The sequence below is a fragment of the Streptomyces sp. NPDC004658 genome (genome assembly GCF_040609555.1).
GTDB lineage: Bacteria > Actinomycetota > Actinomycetes > Streptomycetales > Streptomycetaceae > Streptomyces.
This window is the reverse complement of sequence record NZ_JBEXKG010000133.1, coordinates 1-21,402: the sequence shown is the minus strand read 5'-3', so window position 1 is coordinate 21,402 and position 21,402 is coordinate 1. Positions and strand designations below refer to the sequence as shown.

Here is a 21,402-nt window from a genome sequence, read left to right as displayed (position 1 = left end):
CCTCGTTCACGCCGAAGTTCATCGTCGCGTGCGCGAGGTGCAGCGGGCAGCCCGCCTCCCGGGCCAGGCCGACCATCTCGCCGGGCCGGGCACCGTGGGTGAGGGCATCAGTAGTACGTGATGTCCCAGTGGTTGGCCCAGTACTCGTCGGCGTAGTCGATGACCGTCTTGCCGCCGGAGGTCACGCGCCACACCCAGGCGCCGTCACCGCGCTTGTGGTGCTTGCTGGAGTGCGCGTGGATGTAGTTGGTGACGCACGAGGTGCGGGCCACGTCGACCTTGTAGCCGTTCCAGTGACTGTACGTGCCTCCGGCGTGACCGACCTCCGTGCCGCCGGTGATGACGATGCGGCAGCGGCTCTTCTTCTTCAGGGCGATGACCCCGTCGACGGTCCGGACGCGGATGTCCTGCAGACTGGTGCAGTTCTTGTTGTAGCGGTTGGTGCAGTTGCCCGAGGAGGAACGGGTGATGCCCGCCGCCCGCAGCCGTGCCGCGGCCTGGGCGTCGCTGAGCTTGCCGCCGCCACCGGCGCCGCCGCCCCTCACCAGGGCGGCCCACGTGTTGACGTCGACGATGCCGTTGGCGGTGAGGTGCTTCGCCTTCTGGAAGGCCTTGACCTTCGCCGCGGTGCCGGAACCGAAGACCCCGTCGGCAGTGACGGCGTAGCCGTTGTCGGTGAGCTGGCGCTGCACGGCCTTGACGCTCGGGCCCTTGGAACCGGACTTGACCGTCATGACCAGCTTGGTCCAGGTGTTGGGCCCGACGATGCCGTCGGCGGTCAGGTGCTTCGCGCGCTGGAAGGCCTTGACCTTCGCGGCGGTACCCGACCCGAAGACCCCGTCGGCGGTGAGCGTGTAGCCCCGCGCGGTCAGCAGCAGTTGGACAGTGGCCACGTCCACGCCCCGCTGGCCGGACTTGACCGTCGGCCAGGACGCCTGCACGGCGACGCCGGCGGTGGAGCCCGTCCGCACCGTGCCCGGCGAGGCGGTCGCCGCGGCGGTGGTGACGTCGGTCGCCGTGAGGCCGGCCGCCAGGGCCGAGGCCAGAAACACGGATGCGGCCAGGCTCCGGCGTGGCTTCCGCGTGGTGGTGAGCATGAGTTCGGTTCCTTTCCTGGTTCTGTTGCGAGACGAGGCGCTGAACCTGTTTCGCGGTTGGACCGGGCCGCGTCGGACGGGTCATTCCCGCTGAAGAACAGGCGGCCGGGGACTTGCGCGTGGCGCGGCGGCGGCGTTCTGCCGCCATTTCCCGGAGACCGGGCGGCGGCCCCCTGACGACCGGCGTCCTGCCCCCGGATTCCTGTCGGGGTCACCGACCGTCACCCGGGGTTTCCACTGACCGAATTACCGACTTCCTCGGCTCCTCGGTTCGGATAGCGGAAAACAAGCGCATCCTGCGTGTACGGCCGACAACTCCGTCAGCGGAAGGACCGCTGTAACGAGGCCGGCCGAGCGGGTTGGCTCAAGAGACCTCCCCCTGCCCGGGACCGAGAAGCCCGCGCAGGGGGAGCCGGGCCGCACGGTGGCCGAGACCACGGCCGATGCGGTGGCCGGTCTCCCGGTGGCGGGCCGCTGTCCCGCCGTCCGCCGCGGCGCCGCTGAGCGCGAGCGCTGCCGCGGAGATGGCGACGGCGCTGCGCGGGGGCGTCGGTACACGCATGGATCAGGTCCTTTCATGACGGGTGTCAGCGCGGCATCTGTGGCGATCTGCACCGGAAACGAGCATGGCGTCGGCATGGACGGACCACCAGCGCATGGTGCGCTCAGCGGCGTCCCGGGATTTCTCAGGCCGGTCACCTGCGCGTTCGCCCGCCGCTGCAAAGTCCCGGGACAGCCCTCCGGCCCCTCGCCGTTGACCGAGGAGCGGCCGGCCCCCGCTGGGGCGCGCCGGACTCATCGGTGACCGGAATCCGTCCGTGCGCAGGTGTGCCCATACGGAAGGCCTCGCCCCGGCGCCGGCACTGGCCATACTCAGCAGGAGCGACACCGCGGAAAGGAGCAGGGTGAGGTGGAAAGCACTGCCCCCGTCATTGGACGCGAACGGGCGGCGGTTCGTCAGTACGCTGCGGCAGTTGAAGGACCACAGCGGGCTGACGCTGAAAGCCCTTCAGGCCAAGACCTATTTCAGTGCCTCGTCATGGGCGCGATACCTCAACGGCACGGCTTTTCCTCCCGCAGCGGCGGTCGAGGCCCTGGCCCGGATCGCCGACGCGGACGTCGCTCCTTTGCTGGCGTTGCGCGATGCCGCGGAAAAGACGTGGAACGCGGCTGAGGAAGGAACCTCTGCCGTCGGTCATCTGCCGGAACGGAAGCAGAACGGTCCGGGAACCGACGGCCCGCGGATTCGCGTCGTTGCATTGTCCCTGGCCGTGGGAACGATTCTTTTCTCCGCCGTGCTGTCCGTGGCGCTGGTCCTCGACACCCACAGCCCGGCGTCCGGTTCCGCAGGGGGATCCGGCTCCGGTGTCGGGAGGTACGACTGCCGCTACACGCGGCGCGGCGATCTGCTGTTCAGCGGGAACAGCACCACGTCGTCCCGCCGGGTGATGCTCAACAGCACCGGCCCGGACGCCGCCGAGGTGCAGTGCCTGCTGCTGCGCCACAAGTTGTCCCCGGGCGACGTCGACGGCTACTACGGGCCCCGCACTCGGACCCAGGTCGAACGGCTGCAGGGGCAGGGCCACATACCCGTCGACGGTGTCGTCGGAGAGGAGACCTGGCGCCTGCTGCGGCATGTGCAGTGATGACCGACCGGAAAGCCGAAACGGGGGTTTCGACCATGAAGAAGTACCCGAAGGGAACCCGTCCGCGCCCACTGCCCCCGACTCTGCCGGAGGCCTGCGCGAGCCTGATCGACGGGCTGCGGGACCTGAAGGACCGCAGCGGACTGACACTGGCCGAACTGGCCGATCTGACCGCCATCAGCAAGTCCTCCTGGGAGCGCTACCTCAACGGCAAGCAGTTCCCGCCCCGGCACGCTGTCGACGCCCTCTGCCTGGCAGTGCGGTCGCCCGACACGGACATCCTGGAACGGTGGGTGCGCGCCGAAGCCGTCTGGAGCGGACGTGATCTGGACAACACTGCGCCACGGGAGATCCTCCCCGCCGCCACCGGCAACGCGTCGAGCAGGGCCGCGCTCTCAGGAGCAGGACCTGTCCCCGGCCCGGCACCGCGGCAGACGCCCGGACCCGTACGCGCCCTCTTGCTGGCCGCTTCCGAGAGGATCACCGAACACCCCGCCGCCACAGTGATCGGCGTGCTCCTCGCTTCGGCCATGATGATCGTTCCGGCCGCGCTGTACCACAGGTCCCACAACGCCCTTCCGGCCTCCCAGGCCCTCCCACCGATCTGCCGGCTGAAGTCGTGCGCCGGCCGTGACCCCAGGACCACCGCGTGCGAGGACCCCAGGACTCTGGCGTCCTACACCGCGACGGACGGGACCCGCCTCGAACTGCGCCTCAGCCCCCGGTGCCAGGCAGGCTGGATCCGTGCCCGGCCGACCCACGCCGGCTTCCGCATCGAGATCAGCTCTCCGGGGCAGCGCTCCTTCAGCAACACGGCAACGCGGCGCGCCCCCGTCGAGGACCTCGTCACCACACCCATGATCGCCGCCCCGCAGCCCTCCCGCCTCCGCGCCTGCTACTACGCCTCCGCCGACCGTCCCGGCAGGGAGTGCTTCGCCCCGTGAACGGCTCCGTCCGCGATGTGACGGCACCGACGTGCTCAGTGGTCACCCACGCCGGATCTGTGCCCAGGCCATCGGCCATCGGCCGGCGCGGCAAGTGGCGTCTCTGGCGCGCGGCCCGTTGCCGGCCGAGCCGAGGGCCGTTCACGGTCTGCGGCCGCGGAAGGTGCGACGCAGGTCGCTCACCCAGGCGTCGGGGTTCTCCCAGGGGATGAAGTGGCCGCCGTGGTCGTGTGCGTTGACGTTGACGTGGTTGAACCACTCGGCCTGCGGGCCGTTCTGGAAGGCCCGGACGCGCTCCTCGGCGGAGTGGATGCCGGGCGGGTTCTCGTACGTGACGAAGGTGAGGCCGACCGGGGCCTGCACGACCGGGGTGCGGTCGTGGGCGGGAGCCCAGGGGTAGCGGTTGGCGTTGGCGTAGTAACGCATGGACGTGGCGATGGAGTTGTTCACCCAGTAGATGGTGGCGTGGGTGAGCAGGTCGTCCTTGGTGAAGACGGATTCGAGGTCGCCGCCGTTGTCGCTCCAGGCGTTCCAGCGTTCCAGCAGCCAGGCGAGCAGTCCGGCGGGAGAGTCGCTCAACCCGTGGGCCAGGGTGGCGCCGTCGAGCATGTGTACGGCGAGGTGGGACGCGAAGTGGCGGTCCAGCTCGATGATGCGGGCGCGGACGTCAGCGGGCTGGTCGTCGGTGAGGGGGCGGTTCCGGGCGAAGTCCCAGGCGCGCGGGCCGGTGAAGAAGTCGAGCGGCAGCCCGGAGCCGATGTGGATGCCGTACAGCTCGTCGGCGTACTTGTGGCCGAGCTGGCTGGAGACGACCCCGCCGATGTCACAGCCCCCGGCGGCGTACTTCTCGTATCCCAGGGTCTCGGTCATCAGGGTGTGCCAGAGGTCGGCGACCTTCCAGAAGTTGACGTCAGGAAAGCCGGTGAGCGGGCCGGGGAAACCGAAACCGGGCAGAGACGGCACGATGACGTCGAACGCGTCGGCGGGGTCACCGCCGAAGGCCGCCGGGTCGGCGAGCGGGTCGATCACCTTCGACCAGTGCCAGAACGTCCACGGCCAGCCGTGAGTGAGGATCAACGGGATCGGGCGGGGACCGCGGCCGGGCTTACGCATGAAGTGCACCCGGACACCGGCCACGCTCACCTGGTAGTGCTCGTGGACGTTGATGGCGGTCTCGGCCTTGCGCCAGTCGTAGCCGTCCCGCCAGTAGGCGACCAGCTCACGCAGACAGCTGTCCGGGACGCCGTACGACCAGTCCTCGTTCCCCTCGTCCAGCGGCGGACGAGTCAGCGCGAGACGGGCGCGCAGGTCGGCGAGGACCTCGTCGGACACATGGATCGGGGCCGGCTCCAGAGGGAAGCTGTGCGGGATGGTCATGCCATGACTCCTTACCGGACAGGGGCGAGCGATGTCATCGGCCCGTCGGCATGCGGTGGCGAGCCTGCCCCTCTCACGGCGTGCCGGCGTCACGGAGTACTGACAGCGATACGCAGGGTGCCTGCCGGTGGTGCCGGCCGAGCCGGCCGGTCAGGGCGGGGCGGCCAGACAGCCGACGCCCGCCCCTCAATCGCTTTGGCGTCGACGCGGACGGGCACCTGCGACCAGAGGTGGCTGAGGCGCGCCAGACGGACCTTCCCGGTCGGGCCTGGTCAGCCCCCGACCGAGGAGCGCGATCACACGACCGGTGTCCCGAATATGACATATATGGCATGTGTGAGAAAATGGCCGATGTGGCATCAGGTGCTGGTGGGTTCACCGGAACCCTGGACTGGAAGCGCTGAGACAGGCGAGAGGAGCACACCATGATCGCCAAGCTGCTCGGCAAGCTGTCCTTCACCCGCCGCTACGGCGCGTACGGGGCCCACGAATGGGACGCGTACGCCGGCAAGGACTGAGTCGGACGGCAATCGCGGCGGGCGTCCCCGGGCGCCCGTCCACTCCCAGCCGCACTTCCGACGGCATCGACCTGGACAGGTACCAAGGCCGGGGACGATCTCATGGGCCGGATGAATGAGCCGCCGCGCCTGCCCGGAGGCGGCTTCTCAGCCTGGAACCGCGACCGGCTCGCGGTGGCACGCCGAGGCGCCGACGAGTGCGGGGACGTCTGGCAGCTCGAGCCGGGTGTCTACGTGGCCGCCACGGCCGGACCCTGCGAAGCAGTGCTGCGCCGCGCCCAGGACTTCCCCAAGGCACCCTCCCCCCTCTTCCCACCGATGAAGGGGGCGAACCGAGCACCGACGGCGGAGGAGCGCGCACACGCTCACGCCGCCCGCATGCGCGGGTTGCGCGCGCAGGCGGTCGCGGCCCGGATCGGTGAGATCGCGCCCGGAGCCGCTTCCTTCGCCGAGCAGTGGCCCACGGACCAGGACGTCGAGGTCCTGCCCGCGGCCCGGCACGCCCTGGCGGAGATCGGCGTCCGCTTCCTCTTCTCGGAGGACGCTCCGGCCTTGCTGCCCTTCGCCGCACAGCTCTTCCTCGCCCGGGAGGTGCTCGTACGCCCCTCACGCTGGGAATGGCCCCGGTGGATCCCCACACCGGCACGGCGGTTCCGCACCCGCCAGCAGGCCGCCTTCACCGACGCGTTGCGGCCCATCGTGCGCCGGCGCTGTTCATCGGGCCGGCCCGGCGCCGACGTGCTCGGGCAGATGCTCCAGCCCTCCGCGCACTACGGCCCACTGCCGGAAGAGGCCGTTCTCGACACCCTTCCCGGAATCACCGTCGCCACCTTCGAGGCACCCACCCGGGCAGCCGCGTGGATCCTGCTCCACCTGGCCCGGCACCCCCAGGCAGCGGACCGCGTCGCGGCCGAGGCCGCCTCGCTGCCCGCGGACCCGGGCGCGACGACCAGCACCCACGTCGACAACCTGCGATACACCCAGGCCGTGGTGCGCGAGGTGCTCCGGCTGTACCCCCCGAGCTGGCTGCTGACCCGGCAGGTCGCACGGCAGACCCAGCTCGCCGACTACACCCTCGACGCCGGGTCCACCGTTCTCGTCTGCCCCTATACCGCGCACCGGGACACACGCGAACACCCCGAGCCGGACCAGTTCCGGCCCGAGCGCTGGCTCGACGGTTCCGGCTCGACGGCGAGTCCCGGGGCCTTCCTCTCCTTCGGTACCGGGCCACACGGCTGCGAGGGAGCCGCGCTGGCCATGGCGATGCTGACACTCCTGACCGCGCACACGGCCCGCACCCTCCGTCTGAGCGAGCCACCCGGACCGGAACCCGGCTACCAGGTCACCAGCTTCGAAGGTCTCGCGACCACCGGCCTGCGCCTGCGTGCCACCTCGCGCGGCCCGGTGCAGTCCCGCTTCGTGTGACCGGCTCGCTCATCACGGTCGGCTCGGCAGGTGTCGATGGTCGAACTCGTCGGCGAGCAGGCCCATCATGACGAGGTCGTGGTGCCGGCCGGCGAAGAACACGTGTTCCCGCAGGCGCCCTTCCTCGGTGAAGCCGAGCCTACGTGTGAGTGCGAGCGACGCCTCGTTGTGGGCCAAGACCGCACCCAGGCACTTGTGATAGCGCCGCTCGGCGAACATGAAGCGCAGCAACAGCGCCAAGGCTTCCGTCGCGTAGCCCCTACGCCGGTACTCGGCACCGATCGCGATCTCGAACTCGAACCAGCCCGAACGAGGGCCGGTGCGAGCCGACCCGATCGTGCCGACCAGCTCCTGCCCGCCCGTCGTCTCGACTGCCAACAGGAATCGGTCGCCGTCGCACTCGGCGACCGCCTGCTCCTTCGCCCAAACACGGTAGCTCTCGGCGGACCGGGGCAGCTCCAGCCGGCTCCCTCGCCACCCGTCGTCGTCGGCGAAGCGTGCGAATGCCGCCCAGTCGTCGGGCTCGACAGCACGCAGACGTACCCGTTCACCAGTCCAGGACGATGCCATGCCCGATTGGAACATGCCCCGGTGCGCGTGGGGCCGGGAGGCACGCCGAGGAGAACAGCCGCAGGTGACAGTGGCCTCGTCTTCACAGAGCCCCCTGCTCTCGTTCACCTGTCAACCGCATATGATCACCCAGCCATTAACCATGTGGGGGGTACATCTACATGCAGACGATCACTGAGCGCTACGGCAAGAAGCGGCTGACGATCTTCTTCGTCTGCTGCTTCCTCGTCCTCGGCGTCATCGGCGTCGTGAAGACGGTCACCGACGACGGCCGGCCTGACTGCTACAAGCACTTCGCGGAGTGGAACAACGGCGGCGGTGAGGGACGCAACAGGGCAGTGGACTGCATGCACGAGATCGAGACGTGGTGCGAAAGGAACCACCCGGACGACGAGTCGAGTTGCGAGACCGACTTCTACGTCGCGGGCGATCCCCGCAACGGCACCATCGGCGACGGCTGACATGGGACCGCTCACCAGCCGGAAGCGCCTGATCACCTTTCTCGTCTGTGGCTTCGTCGTCCTGGGTGCCATTCTGGGGGTCGTCGGTTGGGCCACGCTTGCCGGCGACGACGGGCCACCGGAGTGCGCGAAGCACCTCGAAACCGTGTCGGGCGCCAGCGAACCGGGCCGCAACGAGATCATCGACTGCACGTACAAGGTCGCCCAGTGGTGCCATGAGCATCACCCCGACGACACGCCCGCTTGCACGAAGGCGGTCTCTACCGATGGAGACGACCGCAACGTCGGCAAGCGCTCGATTGCGGCACGTGATGCCACGGTCGCGCCGTCTGCCAAGTCGACGTTGACGCCCTTGCAGCAGGCCTTCGAGAAGAACAGGAAGGCCCTGTACGACTGGTACGAGAGCGGCCTCGACCCGCTGGACATCAACATCGTCAAGATGGAACTGAAGTCGGACGGCTACGTGTACATCACGGTCAGCGTGCCGTCGAGCAACCACGACCATGACGCAGGTCTGGACTCCTTCAACTCGTACCATCAAGACGACTTCCAAACGACGTTGAAGCACATGACCGAGTTGAGAGACATCAAGGGCGTCAAGACCTTCTACAAGGACGGCAAGCCGATCCAGGCACCGGACCTGTCGGTGAACAACTGACCCCTGGGACCGCGAAAGATGCCCACTCCGTCAGGGCGTGGGCATCTTCGAGCGCCGTCCCAACAACCGCCCCCGGACGACCGAAGCCGAAGGTCTCCGGCACTGGCCCCCGCGCCCGGCGGCGGCCGGTACTCGCGCTCCCGCCCTCATGCGCGACCGAAGGCGTACGCGCGCTCCACCCGAGCGACTTCCACGCTGTACGAGGAGTACCAGCGTTCCCGCCCCAGCCGTTGGGCCTCGAGGTGTTCGGGGTGAGCCTTCCACGCCGCTATCGATGCCTCGTCTGCGTAGTAGATGACGACGAGGTCCCGACCGTCCTCGTCCGTCACCGACTCGCGGCCGAGATAACCGGGTTGCGTTTCACCGAGTTCGGCCATGCGCTTGCTCATCGCTGCGTAGCCCTCGAGATCCGCAGTGGGCCGGGTAGTGATGATCACTGCGTAATACGGCGGTTCGGGACGGACGAACGAGGTGGTCATGCGAGAAGCCTCCGTCGGTAAGGAGCATGTGGCGACAAGGCTACTGACGTGGTTCTTCGGTGGCTACCGCATCAGATGGCGGACGGTTGACGCGCCGCCGGGTAGCAAATACGGCCACTGTCGATCGCGGCCAAGGCGAGGAACCGGCGGTGACAGGGACCAGAGCTTGTTCGCCCGCTGTGCGGAAACAGCAACGAGGGATGCCGGCGAGTCGATGGGGTCCCGTCCACAAAGATGTGCCCAGACGCCCGCGTCCCAACGAGCGCCTGCTTCCCCGGCCTTGACTTCCGTCACGCAGGCTGAACACGCCTCGCGGACTGCCGGCGTCGACGGTCACGCGGGGGCCGGGGCAGGCGCCGTCAGGGTCGGTCAGTAATCAGTGCTCCGTGCGCAGTGTGTAACGGACGGTCTGGGCTTGAATGAACCCATCGCGGAAAACGAACGTGTCCACGCCGTCATCCACGCGCCGCCCGGTCGGACTCACCGCGGACCATTCGAGGAACAGAATGTCACCGGCGAACTGCGGCCTCAGTTCCCAGTCGGCGTCCGGGAGATCCGACAGCAGCCTGCCGATCGCCTCCTTGACCCCTTCGCGGCCGTGCAGGGTGCCGGACGGCGTGACGAACACGGCGTCCTCGGCATAGTTGGCAGCGACGCGGTCGAGATCTCCCGTACCCAGACGGGCACCGTGATCAGCGAATATCTCCTGCGGATGACGGTGATCCGACGTGGTGGGCGTCGTCATGACGTGCTCCTTCTTCCAGGGCCGGCGGCACCGGCCCTGTTCTCGTGGGGCGGACGGCTCTCACCGCAACGCCCCCGTACGACTACCGGTAGGGAGGGCCCTCTGACGGGTCGGGGCCGTTCAGCGCCCCGGGACCGACAGGACGAGCTTTCCCCTGGTGTGGCCGCCCTGGCTGATGCGCCACGCCTCCGCGGCTTCGTGAAGGGGCAGTACACGGTCCAGGTGGACGGTCAGCCGGCCGTCGTCGGCGAGGGCGGCCAAGGCGGTGAGATCGTCCCGGTCCGGCCGGACCCACACGTAGTGCCCGCCCTTGGCCGCGGCTTCCGGGTCGACGACAGAGGCCAGCCGGCCAGGCTCGTCGAGCAGTTCGAGTGAGACGTCCACCGCGTCGTGCCCGGCGAAGTCCACAGCGGCGTCCACCCCTTGGGGGGCGTGCTCGCGGACACGGTCACGGAGGCCCGGCCCGTAGGTCACGGGGACGGCGCCCAGGGACCGTACGAAATCGTGGTTGCGCTCGCTCGCCGTCGCGATGACCCGTGCCCCCAGGGCGGCGGCGATCTGCACTCCGAACGAGCCGACACCCCCGGCCGCGCCGTGGACGAGCACTGTCTCGCCCGGCTGGAGGCCGGTGCGCCGGATGGCCTGGTAGGCGGTGAGTCCCGCGAGTGGTACGCCCGCCGCTTCCTCCCAGCTGAGCGCGGTGGGCTTGGGCGCCAGCAGGCGCACGTGCGCGGAGACCAGCTCGGCGTACGCGCCGAACTGAGCCCAGTCCTTGCGGATGTAGCCGAAGACCTCGTCGCCGGGGGCGAACTCGGTGACGTCGAAGCCCACTTGTTCGACGACACCGGCCACGTCCCAGCCGGGAATCAGGGGGAAGCCGGTCTCCATGACGGCGTCGAGCCGTCCTTCGGCGAGCTTCCAGTCGACCGGGTTGACCCCGGCCGCCTTCACTCGGACGAGGACTTCACCGGGTGCCACTTTCGGGTCCGGCAGCTCTGTCCATTCGAGGTCTTCGGTACGGCCGTACCGGCGCAGTGCCATGGCTTTCATGGACGGACGTGTTCCTTTCAGGCGGCGACTCAGGCGGCGACGGAGATCGGGGCGGGAGGCGACTGCAGAGCCCGGACCAGCGGTTCGAGCCTGGCGTCCTGCGCCGCCTCCGCGAGTGCCGCCCGCAGTGCGGTGTCGTGGGTGGGGCGCGCTGCCTCGAGCAGCTCCCTGCCGGCGTCGGTGACGTTGGTGTAGATCCCGCGGCGGTCGGTGGGGCACAGGTAGCGGGACAGCAGGCCGCGGTCCTCCAGGCGGGTGACCAGACGTGTGGTGGCGCTCTGGCTGAGGACGACGGCGTCGGCGACCTGTTTCATCTGCAGGTGCCCTCCGTCTCCGTCGTGCTGCCGGCTGAGCACGTCGAGCAGTGCGTACTCACGGGCGCTCAGGCCGTGACCGGTTTCCAGAACGCGTGCGAGGTGTGTCTCGATCCTGCCGTGCAGGAGGGACAGGGCACACCAGCCCTGAGTCAGGGCGGAGAGCGCTGGAGCGATGGCGGTCACAGGAGCCTCCTTCGGCGGCGGACCGGACGCCTGCCATAATAGTTGCACACAATATATTTTCAAGCAGCCGCATACGGCGATTGCATCTATCCAGCGTCTGCAACTATTGTCGTCTTTGAAGGTAAGCGTCCAGCGCAATCGCCCGGAAGGTCTCCCCATGCCCCTCGCGCTCCTGGCCCTGGCCATCGGGGCCTTCGGGATCGGCACCACCGAATTCGTGATCACGGGCGTGCTGCCCCAGGTCGCGGACGACTTCGGCGTCAGCATCCCGGCGGCACCCATCGGGCAGGTCGCCGGCTGGCGCCGCACCTTCGTCCTCGTCGCCGTCCTCGGCGTCATCGGCTACGGCGGTGTCTTCGCGGCGATCACCTACACGCCCATGGTGACCCGGGTGGCCGGCTACCCCGAAGGCGCGGTGACCTGGCTCCTCGTCCTCTCCGGCGCCGGCATGTCCCTCGGCAACCCGCTCGGCGCCAAGTTCGCCGACCGGGCCCTGATACCGATGCTCCTCACCACCTTGGCGAGCGGACGACCTCGAAGTCCGTGACGCCCGCCCGCATGCGCGAGAACCTCGACGTCATCGACTTCACCCTCTCCGACGCGGAGAGGCGTCGAGAGCGGATCCGCGCCCGCAGAAGCCACCCTCCTCAACCTTCCCGGCTCAGCGGTCCTGACGTGATGCACCCGCTGTCTCACACCACCGGGCCGCGCGTTGTCCCGACACGAAAGGTCTCCCCCCCCCATGTCTCCCACTCCCACTGCCCTCCACCGGCTCGTGAACCCCGCGGGGCTGCCGACCCTGGGCGTTGAGCTTCCTCTCGACAATGACTGGGGCCACACGCGCCAGCGTGCCGACCGGGCTGCCGGCCGTCCCTTCGGCGTCCCCGACCTGACCCGCCACACCGAACTGGCCCGCCTCGCCGACACCCTGGGCTTCGCGAGCCTGTGGGTCCGGGACGTCCCCCTGTACGACCCCGAGCAGTTCGGCGACGCCGGCTCCGTCTTCGAGGCCTTCACACACCTGGGGCATCTCGCGGCCGTCACCGAACGGGCCGTGCTCGGCACCGGCGCCATCGTGCTGCCGCTGAGGCAGCCGCTGCTCGTCGCGAAAGCGGCAGCCACCGTCGACGTCCTCTCCGGCGGCCGGTTCGTGCTCGGACTGGCCAGCGGCGACCGGCCGGTGGAGTATCCCCTGTTCGGCGAGGACTTCGAGACTCGCGGTGCCACGTTCCGCAAGAGCGTGGAGATCCTGCGCGCGGCCTGGGCCACCCACCCCAGCGGGCAGGGCATCAGCATGCCCGACATCGGACTCAGCGCCGATCGCCACCTCGACGTGCTGCCCAAGCCGACGGGCCGGTCCATCCCCATCGCCATCGCCGGGCATGCCCAGCAGTCCGCGGAATGGATCTCGCGCAACGCCGACGCATCCCTCAACTACCCTCGTCCGCTGGGGGCCTTGCGGCTGAAGACCCGCGAATGGCAGCAGCTCACCGCCGGAGCCTTCAAGCCGTACCTCACCCCCATGCAACTGGACCTCACCGAGGACCCGGCCACCGCCGCGGCGGCGATCCGGCTCGGCCTGCGCACCGGGCGTGAGGCCCTGATCGACCACCTGGGGGAGATGGGCAGGCTCGGCGTCAGCCATGTCTCCTTCAACCTGCGCCCCAGCGACCGTCCCGTCGAGGAGGTTCTCCAGGAACTCGCCGAAACGGTACTGCCCCACTTCCCAAGCCCCGAGGCGGCGACCGCGACCGGCGCGGCCGCCGCGCGCTGAACCCACCGGGCCACTGCCCGCAGCGCCCTCGGCCCGCGTCCGTCCGGGGCGCCCCAGCGGGTCATGCGTTCCTGCCCGCTGCCCGTTGCCCGATCTCCCGCGACGGCACCCAGTGGGCCACCCGTCACATACCGATGCTGGCAGCCACGATGCAGACGCACGCCTCCGCGTTCGCCGGTCGGCGTATCGGATCTGCCTGCACATCGGACCCAAGACCGCCGCAGTACTGATCGGCCACCTCGCCCAGGCAGGCACCGGCATCGTCCTGACCAGGTCTCCCGGCACCACGCAGGCGAACGCCGCAGACACGCCGCGCGACTACGGCATCACGATCATCGGCCGGGGCTCCGACGACCTCGCCCGGCACCGCGAGAACATCGCGCGTGTCTTGGACGCACAGCCCGGCCTCTTCCTCGACAACTGCGCCGATCTCATGGAGGGCGTCCCCGCCCGCGGCGGCCTGCCCGGGTTGTACTGTCAGGCGGCGCGACGCCGGCGGTGGAGGGAGCCGGTCTCTGCGACCCGTCGATTGTCAGTGCCATGCCATTAGGTGCCATAAGGTATCTGACATGGCCTGTTCCCGGACACGACCGCACGAGCACCTCGGCGCCGTACCGACGTGATGCATCGGTTCGGCCTCGATCCGCGCCCGTAAAACCTCCCTTACCGCCCCCGGCCCGCCACCCGTCCCACCCACCCGAGAGAGCAGACTCCGCCGTGTTCCACGAGACCCCCATCTACAGTCGCCTCGTCGCCGAGCGCGGCGACATCCCTGCCCAGGTCAGCGGTGAAGCCCAGCGCATTCACCACGACCTCGCTCAGGTGCTGCGCATGCCCGCGTCCCAGAACACCCTCGGCCCGGGGCTGCCGCACGCCGCCGCGCATACTCCGGGACGCGGCTGGTCGACCACAGCGCCGTAACGCCCACGCGCAGCTCACCCGCCACCGGCGCGCCCGACCGGCACATCCGCTCCCCGGCGCCGGCTCGCACGGCACCGAAGTCGATGCCACCATGACTGGTAGGGGGAACAGGTCGTGTGTCATGGGTGGAACGCCATGAACTGCTTCGAATGTACGCGCGCCTATCAGGCGGGGACCACCAACATCGCCCCGTCTCCCGCCGTGGCCGCCTGCGCCCGCTGCGGGGCGGGGGTCTGCGGCCACCATGCGCACGTCACCGCTGACCCGCTCCCACTGGCTTCCGGCTCAGGTACAGCGTCTCCTCCCGCACGACGCATCACCTGCGATGTCTGCCACCCAGCCGAGAGCGCTGCCGCCGAGGGTTAGAGCAATGACGGGGCGGATGCCGCGCCGTCGCAGTTTTAACCCAAGGAGCCCCTCGCGCAGCCCATCAGCGCCAGGCTCTGGCCGTCTCGTCCGGTGCGACCATGTTCGGACGCGACAACTGCGTCCATGCTGACGTACGCGCCGTCGCACAGCGCGGCGATTCGCGCGGCCGATCATGACGATCCGGGGAGCGGCACCGTGTCCCTCGGCCCGGCGGAGTTCCACGGCCAGATCGCTCGCGAGGATGTGGCCGCCACGCTCGCCGAACTGCTTCACGAGCCCCGGATCGGCCGGCAGATCCTCGAACTCAACACAGGGTCGACACCCATCGAAGACGCGGTCCGGGCGAACGTCCGCATCTGACCACGCGGTTGGCTCGTCCAGGCCGTGGCATCAGTCCGCAGGCCGCGGGCAGGCCTCTGCCACCGCCGACCAGCGGATATCCACGGCCAGGCGCAAGTGCGTGTCCGCCCCCGGACCGGGATGGGGGGTGGGTCGGGTTCATACGAGCTTGACAGTGGTGCCGCCGTTCTCGAGCGCGGTGGTCTCGTCGGCGGGCGCGGTGGTGTCGGTGACGAGCATGTCGACCAAGGTGGAGGGCCCGACGTAGGCCTGTGCGGTGCGGCCGAGTTTGCTGCCGTCGGCGGCGGCGATGATGCGACGTGCCGATGTGATGGCCGCCTTCTTCACCGCTGCTTCGTCGAGGTCGTAGGCGGTCATGCCGTCGCCGGCGGTCAGGCCGCAGCAGCCCAGGACGGCGGTGTCGAACCGCAGTGCCGACAGGGAGGCGAGGGTGAGGGGCCCGGTGAGGGCTCCTTCGCCGGCGCGAGGCCGGCCCCCGGGCACGAGGAGCACAGTCGGTTCGGGGGCGCCGCTGAGGACGTCGATCGCTTGCAGCGACAAGGGCATCACGGTGATCTGCCGTCCGCGCAGCAGGCGCGCCACTTCCAGACAGGTCGTGCCGCTGTCCAGCAGGACGGTCTCGCCGTCGGTGATGAGGGAGGCCACCTCCGCTGCGATCCGGCGCTTGGCGTCGACGGCCTCATGGGTGCGCAGCGCGAAGGGCGGTTCGTCCCCCCGCAGGAGGAGGGTGCGAGCCCCGCCGCGGAACCGTTCGAGGACGCCTTGCGCCGCCAAGTGGTCCAGATCGCGGCGGACGGTCATTTCCGAGGCACCCGTCAGGCCGGCCAGCTCGGCGACCGTGACCGTTCCTGCCTCCTGGACGGCCTGGGCGATCAGTCGATGACGTTCCACGGTGCTCATACCGTGATTCAACACCACACGCACCGAACATGAATACTGATCGCAGCAGGGCATTTCGAACAGCTTCCATGTTCGGTACGGTGTCCGCATGAAAAGAACGCTGCGCGTCTCTCGCGTCGTGACGTTTGTCTACTTCGTCCTCAATGGCATGTTGCTGGGCATGTGGGTGGTGCAGATCCCGGCCGTCGAGGAACGCGTGGGCATCAGTCACGCGGCCCTGGGCGGGTTCCTCGTCCTGCTGGGGGCAGGGGCCTTCGCCGGCATGCAGGTCGGCGGGCGTCTGTCCGACCGGCTCGGCACACGCACCGTCGTGCCGGCGGCCGGAGTGCTGTGCAGCCTGACCCTGGTGCTGCCCGGTCTCGCCCACGAGCCGTGGGCCCTCGGAGCGGCCCTGCTGGTCTTCGGCTTCGGAAACGGCACCCTCGACGTGAGCATGAACGCGCACGCGGTGCAGGTGGAGAAGGCGTACGAGCGGCCCGTCATGTCGGCCTTCCACGCAACGTTCTCCGTCGGCGGCGTCCTGGCCGCGCTCGCCGGCGCCGTGGCCATCGACATCGGGTGGAACGCGGCCACGACGCTGGGCGCCGCCGCAGGCGCCGGCGTCATCATCGCCCTGGCGTCGGCTCGTGGCCTGCTGCCCGCCGAGCCGCCCGCCCCCGTGTCCGACACGGAGGGCGAGTCGGAGACGAGGAACCGCTCCGTCCCTACCCGGATCTGGCTCCTGGCCGTTCTGGCTCTGCTGATCATGCTGTGTGAGGGAGCCGCCAACGACTGGAGCGTCCTGCACCTCAAGACCGTTGTGGGCGCGCCGGAGAGCACGGCCGCCTTCGCTTATGGGACGTACGCGGCGACGATGACCATCGGCAGGCTTCTGGCGGACCGGATATCCGCACGGTTCGGGCCGGTCGCCGTCCTGCGATACGGCTCGGCCCTGGCCGCCGCCGGCATCACGGTCGTGGCCTTCTCGCCCTGGGTCTGGGCGGCACTGACCGGCTGGGCGCTCTTCGGCTTCGGCCTGTCCGGCTGTATCCCCCAACTGTTCAGCGCCGCGGGACACGCCGACCCCGCGGCTGCGGGCACCAACGTCTCCCGGGTCGCCGGACTCGGCTACATCGGCATGCTCGCCGGCCCGGCTGTCATCGGTTGGTTGACCCATCTCACGGCGCTCAACCACACTTTCCTGCTCCTCACCCTCTTCTGCGCGACGGCTGCCGCAGCGGCCGGCGTCCTGCGCCGCTCGCCGGAACGGTCGCGCGTGGTCGAGGTGGCCTCCTGACCGCCTGCGCGGCGCGGCCTGACCACGCGCCGCGCAGGCTTCCCCACGCCCGGCACACCTCCACGGTCCCGGCGCCGCACGGGCGGCCGATCACTGAATCGGCCACCTCACCTGACGGTGTCCGCGGCGGTGGAGCTCACCTACGTTCGCCGCAACGAGGGGTGTACGCGGCACACCTGTGCGGCTCGCGGGCGTGCGGTTGCTGAGCAATCCGAGGTGGCTGCTGAGCTGCCCGTGCCAGGCTGCGCCAACTCGCCGACCGGGACGACGACGAGGAGGACGGGGCGCCACCTAACCGCACCACGGTGGACCTGGATGGAGGGACAGCGGTCGTCCGCATGCCACCGGCCGTTCAGTAGAACGCTTCTTCTGGTGGCCCGGGGCACATGCGGCCCCCCGTACGCCGAGCAGGGGCCGCCGCGTTCCCGCGTCTCCGCCAGGCGCTGCGCCGGGAGCTCCCTGATCACCGGGTCAGACGCGGGTGGCGCCGTGGCGGCCCGGGCGGTACAAAGCCGGCTGTAACGGCCGCCGTCCTTCGTCCACGTGCCGCCGCTCGTCATCTCGCACCCGGTCTCGTTGCATACGTCGCTCCGCCTGAGGGCCGCTGTGTCGTACGGCGAAACGGAACGATCCTGCCCGCGTCGTCGCTCCAGATCCGGGAGCACAGATAGCGTGAGGTCGCGCTGGCGGCACCCGTCCCGCTCAGGCGCACACTGAACCTCGTAGGCGCCACAGGCTGGCGCGCCCCCACAGGCTGCCGCGCCCGGTCCCGGTCCCGTCCCCCCCCGCCCGTGCGCCCACATGCTTCCGTATCACCGTTGCAGTGCTACTCGCGAAGCGACTCCTCCCTGGCCCCGTCACCACGCCGCCTGATCACAGGAACGGTCTCCGCGGCGCGTCGGATGGCCCGGCGCTGGGCTGCCGTCGTGTCCCCCCAGATGCCGTCGTCCTCACCATGATCGAGCGCCCAGGTGCGGCAGGCGATGATGACCGGACAACGCCGGCAGATCGCTCGGGCCAGAGCGGCTTCTGTCCCGGGAGCCGCGAGGTCGGAGAGGGGAAAGAAGATGTCGGGATCTTCTCCGACACACGATGCTTGATCGCGCCAGTCGGAAGCTGTCAGGTGTTCGCCGGACGAGCAGGTCATGACACACCTCTTCGTGGCCGCGCGCGGCCAGGTGGAGCGGCTGCGGCACAGCACTCTGGAGTGCCGCAGTCCCGGCAGAGGTTCGTGGCATTTTAAGCAAATTCATCGCATTAGTGGTAGGTCGGTGACGGCGCGCGCTCGGCTTCCTGGAAGGCGCTGATCGAGGTTCTCCTGAAATGCGCCCTCCCTCAGGGAGGGCACCTGCTCGGCGAGGCGCGGGTCAGCGCTGCCTTCCTGATTCCGCCGTGGAGAACCCTTCCGGTGCCGTGCCCTCGGGGACGCTCAGGTCCTGGGTTCCTATGACGGACAGCAGTTCCAGCTGCTCGGCTCCCCGGCTTCCGGGCGGCGCGGTGAACCACAGCAGGCGTTGGCGTCCGTCCTCGCTGAGGAGGTTGTAGCAGTCGAGTTCGATGACGCCGAGCGTGGGGTGCACGATCTTCTTGTGGTCCTTGCGGCGCACCGCGACGTCGTGGGTGTCCCAGAGGGCTGCGAACTCCGGGCTACGGCGGCGTAGCACGGCGATCATCCTCGTGACCTCCGCGTCCCGGCCGCGGCGGGCGGCCGCTGCCCGGAGGTCGGCCACGAACACCCGGGAGTGGTGCGGGTGCTCCTCGACCGAGTACCTCTCGCGGGTCTGTGGGTCGGTGAACCAGCGGTACACGAAGCTCGCCGCCGGTCCGCGGTGTGCCGGGGACTTGCCGAGCAGGTTCCGGGCCAGGTCGTTTTCCACCAGGGTTTCGTGCAGGTCGGTGATGACGCGCGCGGGGGTGTTGGACAGCCGGTCCAACAGTCCGAGGAGCGCGGGCTGCACGTGTGCCGACGGTCCGTGTGCCGACGGGGGGACCGGCCGCTCGGCCAGGTGAAACAGGTGGTCGCGCTCGTCGACGTTCAGGCGCAGGGCTCGGGCGAGGGCGGCCAGGGTCTGGGCCGAGGGCTGCACCCCGTTCTTTGCGCTGCCGCGTTCCAGCTCGGTGTAGTAGTCGGCCGACAGCCCTGCCAGCTGGGCGACTTCCTCGCGGCGCAGCCCGGGGACGCGCCGGCGCGGGCCTTGGGGGAGACCGACCTCGGCGGGGCGGATGCGGTCGCGGCGTGTCCTGAGGAAGGCGCCGAGTTCGGGAAGGTTCACCCCTTCATGGTCGCTCGCGTGCCAGGCCGTAGCCAGGGGGTGGCATCCCCTGGGTAAACGCAGCCCTGGCTAGGGGTGGGGGACCGGCCGATCGTGGAGGACGCAGCAGGGCGACGGCGAGACCGCGGCCCGACCCGCATTCACCACAGGAGTCAACAATGCCTATTCCCACGTCCCCCGACGGGATCGCTGCCCCGGCCCAGCCCTCCGTCTCATCCCGGGTCGCGATCGTCACAGGCGGCTCGCGCGGCATCGGCCGCCAGACCGTCGGCCGGCTGGCCGCCGACGGGTACGCCGTCGTGGTCGGCTATGCCGGCAACCAGGACGAGGCCGAAGCAGCCGTGAAGGAGGCCGTCACCGCTGGTGTCCGGGCGATCGCAGTGCGCGCCGACGTCGCCGACGAGCACGCCGTCGCGGCTCTGTTCGACGCGGCCGAGGCGGAGTTCGGCGGTGTCGACGTCGTCGTGCACGCGGCCGGGCGGGCACACATGGCGCCGATCGCCGAGCTGGACCTGGCCGTCCTGGACGACCTGCACCGCACCAACGTTCGCGGCACGTTCGTCGTCGTCCAGCAGGCCGCCCGTCGGGTGCGCCGCGGCGGTGCGATCGTGACGTTCTCCACGTCCGTGGTGGGGTTGGCCTTCCCGAACTACGGCGCGTACTCCGCCAGCAAGGGTGCGGTCGAGGCGCTGACGCTGATCCTGGCCCGGGAGTTGCGGGGCCGGGACGTCACCGCCAACGCCGTCGCGCCCGGCCCCACGGCCACCGATCTGTTCCTGGACGGCAAGGACGAGGAGACCATTGCCCGCCTGGCCGCCCAGCCCCCGCTGGAGCGCCTCGGTACCCCGGCCGACATCGCCGAGGTCGTCGCGTTCCTGGCCTCCCCGGCCGGCCACTGGATCAACGGACAGGTCGTCCGCGCCAACGGCGGAATCATCTGAACCGTCCCCAGCCACCCCACCGATCAACGAGAGACCCTGTCATGAGGAACGACGACGCCGGAAAGGCCACCCTGGTCACCGGGGCCTCCAGCGGCATCGGGGCGCTGTCCGTGCGTGCTCTGGCCCTCGCCGGTCACACCGTCTGCCAGGACTCCGCCGACGCCGCAGTCGACCGGATCTTCGCCGAGCGCGGCCGGCTGGACGTGGTCGTGCACAACGCCGGACACATGGTCCTGGGCGCCGCCGAGGCGTTCACCGCCAAGCAACTCGCGGACCTGACGACGTGAACGTTCTGGGTACCCAACGCGTCAACCGCGCCGCCCTGCCGAAGTTGCGTGAGCAGGGCTCGGGGCTGCTGGTGTGGATCGGCAGCTCCAGCACCCGCGGCGGCTGTGCCCCCCGTTCCTGGCCCCGTACTTCGCAGCCAAGGCCGCGATGGACGCGCCGGCCGTCAGCAACGCCGCCGAGGTGCTCCCGTTCGGCATCGACACCGCGATCGTGGCCCGGTGCGTTCACCACCGACACCAACCTGTGATGGACGATCTCGGCAAGCGTCTGACCGCGCTCATCCCTCCGGACGCCGAGGTGACCGAGGTCGCTGAAGCCGTCGTGCGCTTGGTCGCGATGCCGCACGGCACTCGGCCGCTGCGCACCCACGCAGATCCCACCGAGACGGCAGCGAAGTCGTCTCCGCGGTCGCCGACCGCGTCCGCGCCGGCTTCTTCCGCCGCATCGGACCGGACAGCCTGCTCACCGCAGGCAGCTCCTTGTAACACCCCACTGAGAGAAGGAACAACCAGCCATGCCTTTCGCGAACTTCAAGGTCCCCGAGAAGACCCTCACCCCGAAGCAGAAGGAGGAGATCGTCACCCGCACCACCGAGCTGTACGTCGAGATCTACGGCGAGCGCGCCCGCAACAACACCATGGTGCTGGTCGAAGAAGTCGCCGACGGCGGCTGGGGCATCTCCGGCAACGTGCTGACGCTCGCCATGCTCGGTGAGGCGACACCGACCGACACCAGCGACGCCTGACAGTGAGGATGTACGTGAGCGTTCCCCGGCGGGGTCTGACCCAACGCCTGACTGACTCAGGGTCCTCAACGGGATCTGTCGGCTC

Annotated in this window: 23 protein-coding genes and 2 pseudogenes; 14 read left to right on the top strand and 11 right to left on the bottom strand. The window is 69.7% G+C overall.

Annotated features, from left to right (window positions below):
* Positions 1–107: 107 nt before the first annotated feature.
* On the bottom strand, positions 108–1,097 hold the full coding sequence (locus ABZV94_RS31775; protein WP_356346502.1) for a peptidoglycan-binding protein: 990 nt from the start codon (positions 1,095–1,097) through the stop codon (positions 108–110).
* A gap of 364 nt (positions 1,098–1,461) precedes the next feature.
* A complete protein-coding gene (locus tag ABZV94_RS31770; protein ID WP_356346500.1) occupies positions 1,462–1,659 on the bottom strand; it encodes a hypothetical protein in 198 nt (65 codons plus the stop codon).
* Between the two features lie 256 nt (positions 1,660–1,915).
* Here ABZV94_RS31770 and ABZV94_RS31765 point away from each other — a divergent pair, with 256 nt between their 5' ends.
* Positions 1,916–2,743: a peptidoglycan-binding protein gene (locus ABZV94_RS31765; RefSeq protein ID WP_356346498.1), complete on the top strand. Its 828-nt coding sequence runs from the start codon at positions 1,916–1,918 to the stop codon at positions 2,741–2,743.
* Positions 2,744–2,778: 35 nt separating this feature from the next.
* A complete protein-coding gene (locus tag ABZV94_RS31760) occupies positions 2,779–3,687 on the top strand; it encodes a helix-turn-helix domain-containing protein (RefSeq protein WP_356346496.1) in 909 nt (302 codons plus the stop codon).
* A gap of 141 nt (positions 3,688–3,828) precedes the next feature.
* On the opposite strand, the gene ABZV94_RS31755 is transcribed toward ABZV94_RS31760, so the two are convergent.
* On the bottom strand, positions 3,829–5,064 hold the full coding sequence (locus ABZV94_RS31755; RefSeq protein WP_356346493.1) for an epoxide hydrolase: 1,236 nt from the start codon (positions 5,062–5,064) through the stop codon (positions 3,829–3,831).
* A 629-nt stretch (positions 5,065–5,693) separates the two neighbouring features.
* Between ABZV94_RS31755 and ABZV94_RS31750 the strand changes: the two genes are divergently transcribed.
* Complete coding sequence (locus ABZV94_RS31750) at positions 5,694–7,007, top strand: cytochrome P450 (RefSeq protein ID WP_356346491.1); 1,314 nt, start codon at positions 5,694–5,696, stop codon at positions 7,005–7,007.
* A gap of 12 nt (positions 7,008–7,019) precedes the next feature.
* Here ABZV94_RS31750 and ABZV94_RS31745 read toward each other — a convergent pair whose 3' ends face one another.
* The gene (locus ABZV94_RS31745) at positions 7,020–7,577 is read right to left on the bottom strand and encodes a GNAT family protein (RefSeq protein ID WP_356346489.1); all 558 of its coding nucleotides are present in this window, start codon (positions 7,575–7,577) and stop codon (positions 7,020–7,022) included.
* Positions 7,578–7,738: 161 nt separating this feature from the next.
* On the opposite strand from ABZV94_RS31745, the gene ABZV94_RS31740 reads away from it, so the two are divergent.
* Both ABZV94_RS31740 and ABZV94_RS31735 read left to right on the top strand, forming a co-directional pair.
* Positions 7,739–8,038 (top strand): hypothetical protein, encoded by a 300-nt coding sequence (locus tag ABZV94_RS31740; RefSeq protein WP_356346487.1) that lies wholly within the window; start codon positions 7,739–7,741, stop codon positions 8,036–8,038.
* Position 8,039: 1 nt separating this feature from the next.
* On the top strand, positions 8,040–8,696 hold the full coding sequence (locus ABZV94_RS31735) for a hypothetical protein (protein ID WP_356346484.1): 657 nt from the start codon (positions 8,040–8,042) through the stop codon (positions 8,694–8,696).
* A gap of 146 nt (positions 8,697–8,842) precedes the next feature.
* Here the strand turns inward: ABZV94_RS31735 and ABZV94_RS31730 are convergent, their stop codons facing one another.
* From ABZV94_RS31730 to ABZV94_RS31715, 4 genes are all read right to left on the bottom strand, one after another.
* A complete protein-coding gene (locus ABZV94_RS31730; RefSeq protein WP_356346482.1) occupies positions 8,843–9,175 on the bottom strand; it encodes an antibiotic biosynthesis monooxygenase in 333 nt (110 codons plus the stop codon).
* Between the two features lie 376 nt (positions 9,176–9,551).
* Complete coding sequence (locus ABZV94_RS31725) at positions 9,552–9,920, bottom strand: nuclear transport factor 2 family protein (protein ID WP_356346479.1); 369 nt, start codon at positions 9,918–9,920, stop codon at positions 9,552–9,554.
* Positions 9,921–10,040: 120 nt separating this feature from the next.
* Positions 10,041–10,970, bottom strand: a complete 930-nt coding sequence (locus ABZV94_RS31720) for an NADP-dependent oxidoreductase (RefSeq protein ID WP_356346476.1) — start codon at positions 10,968–10,970, stop codon at positions 10,041–10,043.
* Positions 10,971–10,999: 29 nt separating this feature from the next.
* Positions 11,000–11,470 (bottom strand): MarR family transcriptional regulator, encoded by a 471-nt coding sequence (locus ABZV94_RS31715; RefSeq protein ID WP_356346474.1) that lies wholly within the window; start codon positions 11,468–11,470, stop codon positions 11,000–11,002.
* A gap of 157 nt (positions 11,471–11,627) precedes the next feature.
* On the opposite strand from ABZV94_RS31715, the pseudogene ABZV94_RS31710 reads away from it, so the two are divergent.
* From ABZV94_RS31710 to ABZV94_RS31695, 4 genes and pseudogenes are all read left to right on the top strand, one after another.
* A pseudogene (locus tag ABZV94_RS31710) lies at positions 11,628–11,990 on the top strand (hypothetical protein); the annotation flags it as partial.
* Between the two features lie 222 nt (positions 11,991–12,212).
* Positions 12,213–13,244, top strand: a complete 1,032-nt coding sequence (locus ABZV94_RS31705; RefSeq protein ID WP_356346472.1) for an LLM class oxidoreductase — start codon at positions 12,213–12,215, stop codon at positions 13,242–13,244.
* A 717-nt stretch (positions 13,245–13,961) separates the two neighbouring features.
* The gene (locus ABZV94_RS31700; protein ID WP_356346469.1) at positions 13,962–14,165 is read left to right on the top strand and encodes a hypothetical protein; all 204 of its coding nucleotides are present in this window, start codon (positions 13,962–13,964) and stop codon (positions 14,163–14,165) included.
* Between the two features lie 492 nt (positions 14,166–14,657).
* On the top strand, positions 14,658–14,894 hold the full coding sequence (locus ABZV94_RS31695) for a hypothetical protein (RefSeq protein WP_356346468.1): 237 nt from the start codon (positions 14,658–14,660) through the stop codon (positions 14,892–14,894).
* 138 nt (positions 14,895–15,032) lie between these two features.
* On the opposite strand, the gene ABZV94_RS31690 is transcribed toward ABZV94_RS31695, so the two are convergent.
* The gene (locus ABZV94_RS31690) at positions 15,033–15,794 is read right to left on the bottom strand and encodes a DeoR/GlpR family DNA-binding transcription regulator (protein WP_356346466.1); all 762 of its coding nucleotides are present in this window, start codon (positions 15,792–15,794) and stop codon (positions 15,033–15,035) included.
* Between the two features lie 88 nt (positions 15,795–15,882).
* On the opposite strand from ABZV94_RS31690, the gene ABZV94_RS31685 reads away from it, so the two are divergent.
* Positions 15,883–17,070, top strand: coding sequence for an MFS transporter (locus ABZV94_RS31685; protein WP_356346464.1), 1,188 nt, complete (start codon positions 15,883–15,885; stop codon positions 17,068–17,070).
* A 242-nt stretch (positions 17,071–17,312) separates the two neighbouring features.
* Positions 17,313–17,429, top strand: coding sequence for a DUF6191 domain-containing protein (locus ABZV94_RS31680; RefSeq protein ID WP_356346505.1), 117 nt, complete (start codon positions 17,313–17,315; stop codon positions 17,427–17,429).
* A gap of 467 nt (positions 17,430–17,896) precedes the next feature.
* On the opposite strand, the gene ABZV94_RS31675 is transcribed toward ABZV94_RS31680, so the two are convergent.
* Both ABZV94_RS31675 and ABZV94_RS31670 read right to left on the bottom strand, forming a co-directional pair.
* Positions 17,897–18,217 (bottom strand): WhiB family transcriptional regulator, encoded by a 321-nt coding sequence (locus tag ABZV94_RS31675; protein ID WP_356346462.1) that lies wholly within the window; start codon positions 18,215–18,217, stop codon positions 17,897–17,899.
* 220 nt (positions 18,218–18,437) lie between these two features.
* Positions 18,438–19,343: a helix-turn-helix transcriptional regulator gene (locus ABZV94_RS31670; RefSeq protein WP_356346459.1), complete on the bottom strand. Its 906-nt coding sequence runs from the start codon at positions 19,341–19,343 to the stop codon at positions 18,438–18,440.
* Positions 19,344–19,501: 158 nt separating this feature from the next.
* On the opposite strand from ABZV94_RS31670, the gene ABZV94_RS31665 reads away from it, so the two are divergent.
* The 3 genes and pseudogenes from ABZV94_RS31665 to ABZV94_RS31655 all read left to right on the top strand — a co-directional run bounded on the left by ABZV94_RS31665 (position 19,502) and on the right by ABZV94_RS31655 (position 21,317).
* Positions 19,502–20,284, top strand: coding sequence for an SDR family oxidoreductase (locus ABZV94_RS31665; RefSeq protein ID WP_356346457.1), 783 nt, complete (start codon positions 19,502–19,504; stop codon positions 20,282–20,284).
* A 41-nt stretch (positions 20,285–20,325) separates the two neighbouring features.
* Positions 20,326–21,057: pseudogene (locus tag ABZV94_RS31660) on the top strand (SDR family NAD(P)-dependent oxidoreductase).
* 29 nt (positions 21,058–21,086) lie between these two features.
* Positions 21,087–21,317 carry a 4-oxalocrotonate tautomerase family protein gene (locus ABZV94_RS31655; RefSeq protein ID WP_012013599.1) on the top strand — a complete coding sequence of 77 codons (231 nt, stop codon included), beginning with the start codon at positions 21,087–21,089 and terminating at the stop codon, positions 21,315–21,317.
* The last annotated feature ends 85 nt before the right edge of the window (positions 21,318–21,402 follow it).

Coding starts and splice junctions, on each gene's coding strand:
- ABZV94_RS31695 (WP_356346468.1), top strand. CDS start 14,658: ATGCTGACGTACGCGCCGTCGCACAGCGCGGCGATTCGCGCGGCCGAT.
- ABZV94_RS31770 (WP_356346500.1), bottom strand. CDS start 1,659: ATGCGTGTACCGACGCCCCCGCGCAGCGCCGTCGCCATCTCCGCGGCA.
- ABZV94_RS31750 (WP_356346491.1), top strand. CDS start 5,694: ATGAATGAGCCGCCGCGCCTGCCCGGAGGCGGCTTCTCAGCCTGGAAC.
- ABZV94_RS31705 (WP_356346472.1), top strand. CDS start 12,213: ATGTCTCCCACTCCCACTGCCCTCCACCGGCTCGTGAACCCCGCGGGG.
- ABZV94_RS31675 (WP_356346462.1), bottom strand. CDS start 18,217: ATGACCTGCTCGTCCGGCGAACACCTGACAGCTTCCGACTGGCGCGAT.
- ABZV94_RS31685 (WP_356346464.1), top strand. CDS start 15,883: ATGAAAAGAACGCTGCGCGTCTCTCGCGTCGTGACGTTTGTCTACTTC.
- ABZV94_RS31775 (WP_356346502.1), bottom strand. CDS start 1,097: ATGCTCACCACCACGCGGAAGCCACGCCGGAGCCTGGCCGCATCCGTG.
- ABZV94_RS31690 (WP_356346466.1), bottom strand. CDS start 15,794: ATGAGCACCGTGGAACGTCATCGACTGATCGCCCAGGCCGTCCAGGAG.
- ABZV94_RS31745 (WP_356346489.1), bottom strand. CDS start 7,577: ATGGCATCGTCCTGGACTGGTGAACGGGTACGTCTGCGTGCTGTCGAG.
- ABZV94_RS31730 (WP_356346482.1), bottom strand. CDS start 9,175: ATGACCACCTCGTTCGTCCGTCCCGAACCGCCGTATTACGCAGTGATC.
- ABZV94_RS31755 (WP_356346493.1), bottom strand. CDS start 5,064: ATGACCATCCCGCACAGCTTCCCTCTGGAGCCGGCCCCGATCCATGTG.
- ABZV94_RS31735 (WP_356346484.1), top strand. CDS start 8,040: ATGGGACCGCTCACCAGCCGGAAGCGCCTGATCACCTTTCTCGTCTGT.
- ABZV94_RS31760 (WP_356346496.1), top strand. CDS start 2,779: ATGAAGAAGTACCCGAAGGGAACCCGTCCGCGCCCACTGCCCCCGACT.
- ABZV94_RS31740 (WP_356346487.1), top strand. CDS start 7,739: ATGCAGACGATCACTGAGCGCTACGGCAAGAAGCGGCTGACGATCTTC.
- ABZV94_RS31665 (WP_356346457.1), top strand. CDS start 19,502: ATGCCTATTCCCACGTCCCCCGACGGGATCGCTGCCCCGGCCCAGCCC.
- ABZV94_RS31720 (WP_356346476.1), bottom strand. CDS start 10,970: ATGAAAGCCATGGCACTGCGCCGGTACGGCCGTACCGAAGACCTCGAA.
- ABZV94_RS31655 (WP_012013599.1), top strand. CDS start 21,087: ATGCCTTTCGCGAACTTCAAGGTCCCCGAGAAGACCCTCACCCCGAAG.
- ABZV94_RS31725 (WP_356346479.1), bottom strand. CDS start 9,920: ATGACGACGCCCACCACGTCGGATCACCGTCATCCGCAGGAGATATTC.